General features: G+C 58.9%; 12 protein-coding genes. 5 read left to right on the plus strand and 7 right to left on the minus strand.

All coding sequences use genetic code 11. From position 1 onward, the window contains the following. Together Q8K05_RS15500 and Q8K05_RS15505 are read left to right on the plus strand one after the other, a co-directional pair. The coding region (locus Q8K05_RS15500; protein WP_305247521.1) for an aldehyde dehydrogenase family protein at window positions 1-189 on the plus strand (189 nt) is incomplete at its 5' end. 70 nt (window positions 190-259) lie between these two features. Beyond that, the gene (locus tag Q8K05_RS15505) at window positions 260-637 is read left to right on the plus strand and encodes a DUF779 domain-containing protein (protein ID WP_305247522.1); all 378 of its coding nucleotides are present in this window, start codon (window positions 260-262) and stop codon (window positions 635-637) included. Between the two features lie 68 nt (window positions 638-705). Here Q8K05_RS15505 and Q8K05_RS15510 read toward each other — a convergent pair whose 3' ends face one another. Both Q8K05_RS15510 and Q8K05_RS15515 read right to left on the minus strand, forming a co-directional pair. Next, window positions 706-1,305 carry an OmpW family protein gene (locus Q8K05_RS15510; protein WP_305247523.1) on the minus strand — a complete coding sequence of 200 codons (600 nt, stop codon included), beginning with the start codon at window positions 1,303-1,305 and terminating at the stop codon, window positions 706-708. A gap of 192 nt (window positions 1,306-1,497) precedes the next feature. Next, the gene (locus tag Q8K05_RS15515; RefSeq protein ID WP_305247524.1) at window positions 1,498-1,641 is read right to left on the minus strand and encodes a hypothetical protein; all 144 of its coding nucleotides are present in this window, start codon (window positions 1,639-1,641) and stop codon (window positions 1,498-1,500) included. Between the two features lie 185 nt (window positions 1,642-1,826). Here Q8K05_RS15515 and Q8K05_RS15520 point away from each other — a divergent pair, with 185 nt between their 5' ends. Further along, complete coding sequence (locus Q8K05_RS15520; protein WP_305247525.1) at window positions 1,827-2,342, plus strand: TlpA disulfide reductase family protein; 516 nt, start codon at window positions 1,827-1,829, stop codon at window positions 2,340-2,342. Window positions 2,343-2,393: 51 nt separating this feature from the next. Here Q8K05_RS15520 and Q8K05_RS15525 read toward each other — a convergent pair whose 3' ends face one another. Further along, on the minus strand, window positions 2,394-2,849 hold the full coding sequence (locus Q8K05_RS15525) for a cytochrome c (protein WP_305247526.1): 456 nt from the start codon (window positions 2,847-2,849) through the stop codon (window positions 2,394-2,396). 181 nt (window positions 2,850-3,030) lie between these two features. On the opposite strand from Q8K05_RS15525, the gene Q8K05_RS15530 reads away from it, so the two are divergent. Both Q8K05_RS15530 and Q8K05_RS15535 read left to right on the plus strand, forming a co-directional pair. Further along, window positions 3,031-3,723: a cytochrome b/b6 domain-containing protein gene (locus Q8K05_RS15530; RefSeq protein ID WP_305247527.1), complete on the plus strand. Its 693-nt coding sequence runs from the start codon at window positions 3,031-3,033 to the stop codon at window positions 3,721-3,723. Between the two features lie 87 nt (window positions 3,724-3,810). Beyond that, window positions 3,811-4,299, plus strand: coding sequence for a GNAT family N-acetyltransferase (locus tag Q8K05_RS15535; RefSeq protein ID WP_305247528.1), 489 nt, complete (start codon window positions 3,811-3,813; stop codon window positions 4,297-4,299). Between the two features lie 157 nt (window positions 4,300-4,456). On the opposite strand, the gene Q8K05_RS15540 is transcribed toward Q8K05_RS15535, so the two are convergent. From Q8K05_RS15540 to rplP, 4 genes are all read right to left on the minus strand, one after another. Next, on the minus strand, window positions 4,457-4,963 hold the full coding sequence (locus tag Q8K05_RS15540; RefSeq protein ID WP_305247529.1) for a peroxiredoxin: 507 nt from the start codon (window positions 4,961-4,963) through the stop codon (window positions 4,457-4,459). A 184-nt stretch (window positions 4,964-5,147) separates the two neighbouring features. Beyond that, the gene (gene rpsQ / locus Q8K05_RS15545; protein WP_305247530.1) at window positions 5,148-5,417 is read right to left on the minus strand and encodes a 30S ribosomal protein S17; all 270 of its coding nucleotides are present in this window, start codon (window positions 5,415-5,417) and stop codon (window positions 5,148-5,150) included. Further along, window positions 5,414-5,620: a 50S ribosomal protein L29 gene (rpmC, locus tag Q8K05_RS15550; RefSeq protein WP_305247531.1), complete on the minus strand. Its 207-nt coding sequence runs from the start codon at window positions 5,618-5,620 to the stop codon at window positions 5,414-5,416. The genes rpsQ and rpmC overlap by 4 nt, the downstream gene beginning before the upstream one ends. Before the next feature lie 16 nt (window positions 5,621-5,636). After that, complete coding sequence (rplP, locus tag Q8K05_RS15555) at window positions 5,637-6,053, minus strand: 50S ribosomal protein L16 (RefSeq protein ID WP_305247532.1); 417 nt, start codon at window positions 6,051-6,053, stop codon at window positions 5,637-5,639. Window positions 6,054-6,148 lie beyond the last annotated feature (95 nt).

Raw genomic sequence — 6,148 nt, forward strand, 5'->3', positions numbered from 1 at the left:
ATGGGCCGCGCGATCAAGGCCGGCCGGGTCTGGACCAACTGCTACCACGCCTACCCGGCGCATGCCGCGTTTGGCGGCTACAAGGAGTCGGGCCTGGGCCGTGAAAACCACAAAATGATGCTGAACCACTACCAGCAGACCAAAAACCTGCTGGTCAGCTACAGCGAAAGCAAGCTCGGCTTCTTCTGATCCGGAAACCACCGTTCAGCAATTCACTCAAAAGGGGCGGGCAACTGCCCCTTTTTTCATGGAAACCCACATGGTTGAAAAAGTCATTGCCACCCCGGCTGCGCTGGAACTGGTGGCGTTTTTGAAAGAAAAATACGGCACCGTGATGTTTCACCAGAGCGGCGGCTGTTGCGACAACAGCGCCGCCAACTGCTACCTGCCCGGTGAAATCACCATGGGGGCGGGCGACGTGCTGCTGGGCGAGATCGGCGGCGCCAGTTTTTACATCAGTAAGTCGCAATATGAAACCTGGAAGCACACCCAGCTCATCATCGACGTGATCGACGGCCACGGCGGCACGTTTTCACTCGAAGGGCCCGAAGGCAAGGCGTTTCACACCCGGTCGCGGGTGTTCAATGCACAGGAACTGGAAGCCCTGGCACGGGAAGGCAGCCCGCCCACCGGCTGAACGGGGGCCATGAAAAAAGCCCTGCCGCACAGTGGTGCGACAGGGCTTTCAGTTCAGGAAACCTGAATTTAGAAGCGCCAGCCCAGACCGACACCGAAGAGCACCGGATCAACCTTGAAGGTGCCCAGGTTCGCGCCAGCCACCGACACGTCGGTGCGGATGTAGACCTTTTTCACGTCCACGTTGAGGTACATGTTGCCGGTGAGCGGAATGTCCACGCCCACTTGCAAGGCAGGACCCCAGCTGCTGCGCTCGATGTCCACACCGGCCGGCAGATTCACAGAACTGAAACGCGTGTAGTTCAGACCGGCGCCGACGTAGGGCTTGAAGCCGCTTGCTGGGAAGTGGTACTGCACCATCAGCGTGGGCGGCAGATGCTTGAGCGTGCCAAGGTCGGCGCCCAGCACGGAAGAACGCACCGTGTGCTTTTGCGGCACCGTCAGCACCAGCTCAAGCGCCACGTTCTTGTCGAGAAAGTAGCTGATATCGACTTCGGGCATCCACTTGTTGTTGACCGAGAGGCCCAGGCCGGTGCCATCGCCGTTCACGCTGTCCAGGTGCACGGCGCGGGCGCGCACCATCCAGGGACCTTCTGCGGCCTGCTGGGCGATGGCGGCACCCGACACAAGGGTGCACAAAACGGCGGCGGCGATGATTTGTTTTTTCATGATGAGCAGCTAATAAAGAGCCGGGAACATTCCCAGTACTGATTGGACGCCGCCGCCCCTTAAAGCACGTTTGATCTGGCGCAAACGTTTTCAATACGACTCTGCGGCGCGTGTTGCGCTTGAGGCAGATCAAATATCCCGGCCTTCGCCAGGGTTGAATCGTTGCGTACCGACAACGATTCAACCGTGTCCTTACATCGCGGCCAGGGCCTGCTCCAGATCGGCCAGCAAATCGTCGATGCGCGCGATGCCGGCCGTGGCCAGCTTGACGGGGGTTGAGCTGGCCCCTGGGGAACTTCCCGCTGTCAACAATTGCGCCGCCAGTGGTGGTGCCATGCTCGAACGGGCGGCGCAGGTAGGAGTGTCACATCCCGGACGATCTGGACTTCTCTTCAAGATGGCCAGGCAAAGGAATGCGAACTTTCGGACTGCCGAGGAGTCCATCTTTTTACCGCGCACTGATCAGTGCGCGGATGCTGGCCTGGTTAAACTCTTTGCGTAACATGATGAGGTCTTTTCCTATGAAAAAATTTTCCACCCTGGCGGCATTCCGTGTGGCGCTGGCTGGCGCACTGATGCTGGGGGGACTGCTGAGCCTGTCAGGCTGCAGTGGCGCGCAGGCAGCACCCGAATCGAGCTTTGTACTGCTCGATGGCAGCAAAAAAATCATTGCGGACCTGAAGGGCAAAGTCACCCTGGTCAACTTCTGGGCGACCAGTTGTGTGACCTGCGTGGCAGAGATGCCCAAGCTCATTTCCACCCACAACAAGTACAAAAACCAGGGTTACGACACGCTGGCAGTGGCCATGAGCTATGACCCGCCGAATTACGTCGTCAACTTTGCGGAGACACGCAAGTTGCCGTTCAATGTGGCGATTGACAACACGGGCGCCGCAGCCAAGGCTTGGGGCGACGTCCAGCTCACGCCAACGACCTTTCTGGTGAACAAGCGCGGCCAGATCGTCAAGCAGTTCGTGGGCGAGCCCGATTTTGAGGCGCTGCACCGCCTGATTGAAAAGCTGCTGGCCGAGGCCTGATCAAGCCCTTTTCACACCGACCCAACCCGCACCAGTTCAAGGCCGCAGGACTTACTTGCTCCGGAAGGCGTCGTGGCAAACCTTGCAGGTATCTGCCGTGGCGGCGAAAGCGGTTTTCAGGCTGGCGAGGTTGCCAGTCTTGGTGGCGGCAGCGAGCTTGGTGGTTTCCGCTACCATCTTGTCGCCGTGTTCCTTGAACTTGGCCTGCTCGGTCCAGATTTCAGGTTTGGCCTTGGTGTTCCCGTCCATGTCGGTGCCGGGACCAAAAGCGGCCCAGGGCAGTTTGGCCATCGTCGCGACCAGTTCGGCGTTGTCGGCCGCCACCTTGGCATCGAACGGCACTTTTCCATTGGCCATGGCGCCCAGGCGGCCGAAATGCTGGCCCATGACAAACAGCGCGTTCTGGCGGTATTTGACGGCGTCTTCCGCCTTGGCGAACTGCGCGGAGGCCGGCGCGGCGATGGCGAATACGGTGGCCGCTGCAGCGATACAGGCAAAAGCTTTCATCGAGTTCCTTTTGAAATTGAGCAGGGTGGGGGGACTGGCAACGCTTTTCGGCCTGTCGCCAGTCAGCTGGAGTTTAGCGGGGACAGACAAGTTCCGCAGGAACCCTGCGCCGTGCGAACGCACCCGTGATGCAGCGTAGCGCTGCCGGGAAGCTGTGTAAAACAAACACCATGAACGAGGAATGCACGTGTACAACAATAAAAACCTGAACAAGGTGCGGGTCTGGGACTTGCCCACGCGCGTCTTTCACTGGGCGCTGCTGCTCTGCATCACGGGTCTGGCGATCACCGGCAGCGTGGGCGGCAGTGCCATGATCTGGCATTTCCGCTTTGGCTATTTCGTGCTGACACTGCTGCTTTTCCGGATCATCTGGGGACTGGCCGGCGGGCGCTGGTCGCGTTTTGGCGCCTTCATCTATGCCCCCCAAAGCCTCATCAAGTACCTCAAGGGGCAAGGCAAGCTCGAGCATGGCGTCGGCCACAGCCCTGTCGGTGCCTTGTCGGTATTTGCCTTGCTGGGCGTTTTGCTGGCCCAGGTGGGCACCGGGCTGCTCAGCGACGATGAAATTTCCTTCGCGGGCCCGCTGACGCGCTTTGTCTCCAACGCCACCGTCAGCCTGGCAACCAACTACCACACGGCGATTGGCAAATGGCTGCTCCTGGGCCTGGTGGTGCTGCACATCGCAGCCATCCTTTTTTACCTGTACCGCAAGCACAATCTGGTGCTGGCCATGCTGCACGGCGACAAGAATCTGGTAGTGGCCGTACCGCCCTCCCGCGATGATGCGTTGTCGCGCATGGCCGCGCTGCTGATTTTGTGGGCTTGCGCTGCGCTGGCCTATTGGGTTTTTAGCCTCGGAGCGCAGGCTTTCTGAATCGATGCCAGACCTGCAGGGCCGGGCAGCAGATGGCGTGCAAATAAATGCCAGTTAAACTGGCGCAAGATTTTTTCAGCCGACACCGTGCAAAGCCTCCCCTTCCAGTTCATCATCCCGGACACACCCGATCGGCTGGCCGCGACGCGCCAGATATTCATGGAGTACGCGGAGCAGTTGGACATCGATTTGTGCTTCCAGAATTTCGAGGCAGAGCTGGCCGGGCTGCCCGGCGAGTACCAGGCCCCGACGGGCACCCTGCTGCTGGCCACGGTAGGCGGGGAAATCGCAGGCTGCTGCGCGCTGCGCCGGCTCGACTCGGTAGACTACCCTAATGCCAGCGAGATGAAGCGGCTTTTTGTGCGCAAGGCTTTTCGCCGGCTTGGCCTGGGCAGGCAGCTGGCTGAGGCGGTGCTGGATGCCGCGCGTATGGCGGGCTACCACAGCGTGCTGCTGGACACCCTGGACGACATGGAATCGGCCCGTGCCCTCTACACCGAACTCGGCTTTGAAAGCATTCCGCCCTACTACCACAACCCGATTGCGGGAGCCCATTACCTGAAGGTTGACTTGTAAGCCAAATACGGCTTCAGCCCAGGCTTTGCGAGCGTCAACAGCTATCAATTCAGGCGTAAAAACTTTTTCCGGGCATCGCCGGCGGCCTGTTCGCTGCTGCACATAAAGAAGGCCACCGCTCCTGCGAACGGTGGCCTGCCGGAGAAAGCAGCCAGCGTCAGGCTTTGGCCTGCGCCAGCAGCGTGGCAGCGTCGCTGACTTCGAACTTGCCGGGGCCTTCCACATTGAGGCCCACGACTTTGCCATCCTTGACCAGCATGGAGTAGCGGTTGCTGCGCAGGCCCAGGCCCTTGCCCGTGAGGTCCAGCGTCAGGCCCGTGGCTTTGGTGAACGTGGCATCACCGTCGGCCAGCATGCGCACCTTGCCGGCGGTCTTTTGATCACGCGCCCAGGCGCCCATCACAAAGGCATCATTCACACTCACACACCAGACCTCATCGACTCCGGCAGCTTTAAGCTCGTCCAGGTGATCGACATAGCCGGGAACATGCTTGGCCGAGCAGGTCGGGGTGAAAGCGCCCGGCAGGGCAAACAGGGCGATGGTTTTGCCAGCGCTTTCCTGGGCCAGATCGACCGGATTGGGGCCAATGCTGCAGCCATTGCCTTCAACTTCTGCATACTCCATCAGCGTGACTGCGGGAAGGGTGTCGCCTACTTTGATCATGGGTTCTCCTGGTTGTAAATCAACGAAATTCCGTCGACTCATTTCATTTTGACGCACATGGAAAGTCTCTGGACCGCTAACGGTCTTTGGCAGCCGCCTGCTATAGGCGATACCGTGACCGGCAACAAAAAAGGCCCACAAAGTGAGCCTTTTTTTGATGACCTGGAGTCAAAGTCTGGAAGACTTAGACAATCAGGGCTTTTTCGACCAAACGGGTCACAACCCAGTTCTTGGTCTTGGAGATTGGACGGCTTTCAGTGATCTCGATCACGTCGCCCATCTTGTAGTCGCCCTTTTCGTCATGGGCGTGGTACTTGCTGGACAAGGTCACGATCTTGCCGTACAGCTCGTGCTTGACACGGCGTTCGACCAGCACGGTGACGGTCTTGGCGCGCTTGTCGCTGACCACCTTGCCAATCAAGGTGCGCTTGAGGGATTTTTTTGGCTCCGTCATTTGTTGGCTCCTTGCTTGACGATGGTTTCGGCCAAAATGGTTTTGGCGCGAGCGATGGCACGGCGCGTCGAACGCAGCGTGGAAGTGTTGGTCAATTGCTGCGTGGCTTTTTGCATGCGCAGGCCAAAGTGGGCTTTTTGCAGCTCTTTGACTTCAGCTTGCAGGCCGGCAACGTCTTTTTGGCGCAGTTCAGTAGTGTTCATTGCTTCATTCTCCTGATTACTGGCCGATCATGCGGCTGACGAACGTGGTGCGCAGCGGCAGCTTGGCAGAAGCCAGGCGGAACGCTTCGCGTGCAAGTTCTTCGGACACACCGACGATTTCAAAAACGATCTTGCCGGGCTGGATTTCAGCCACGTAGTACTCTGGATTACCTTTACCGTTACCCATACGCACTTCAGCAGGCTTTTGGGAGATCGGCTTGTCCGGAAAGACACGGATCCAGATACGGCCGCCACGTTTGACGTGACGGGAAATCGCACGACGTGCGGCTTCAAGTTGACGAGCAGTCAGGCGACCACGGTCGGTGCATTTGAGACCGAAGTCACCAAAAGCAACCGAGTTACCACGGGTTGCGACACCAGTGTTACGGCCTTTTTGCTCTTTGCGGTATTTTCTGCGAGCGGGTTGCATCATTTGTATTCTCCGTTATTAGACCGATTACTCGGTCTTGGCACCGTCAGCTGCTGCAGCTGGCGCGGCTTTGCGGACGCGCTTAACGGTGGTGTTCG

It is taken from the genome of Polaromonas sp. (assembly GCF_030682935.1).
In the GTDB taxonomy this organism is placed as follows: Bacteria; Pseudomonadota; Gammaproteobacteria; order Burkholderiales; family Burkholderiaceae_C; genus Polaromonas.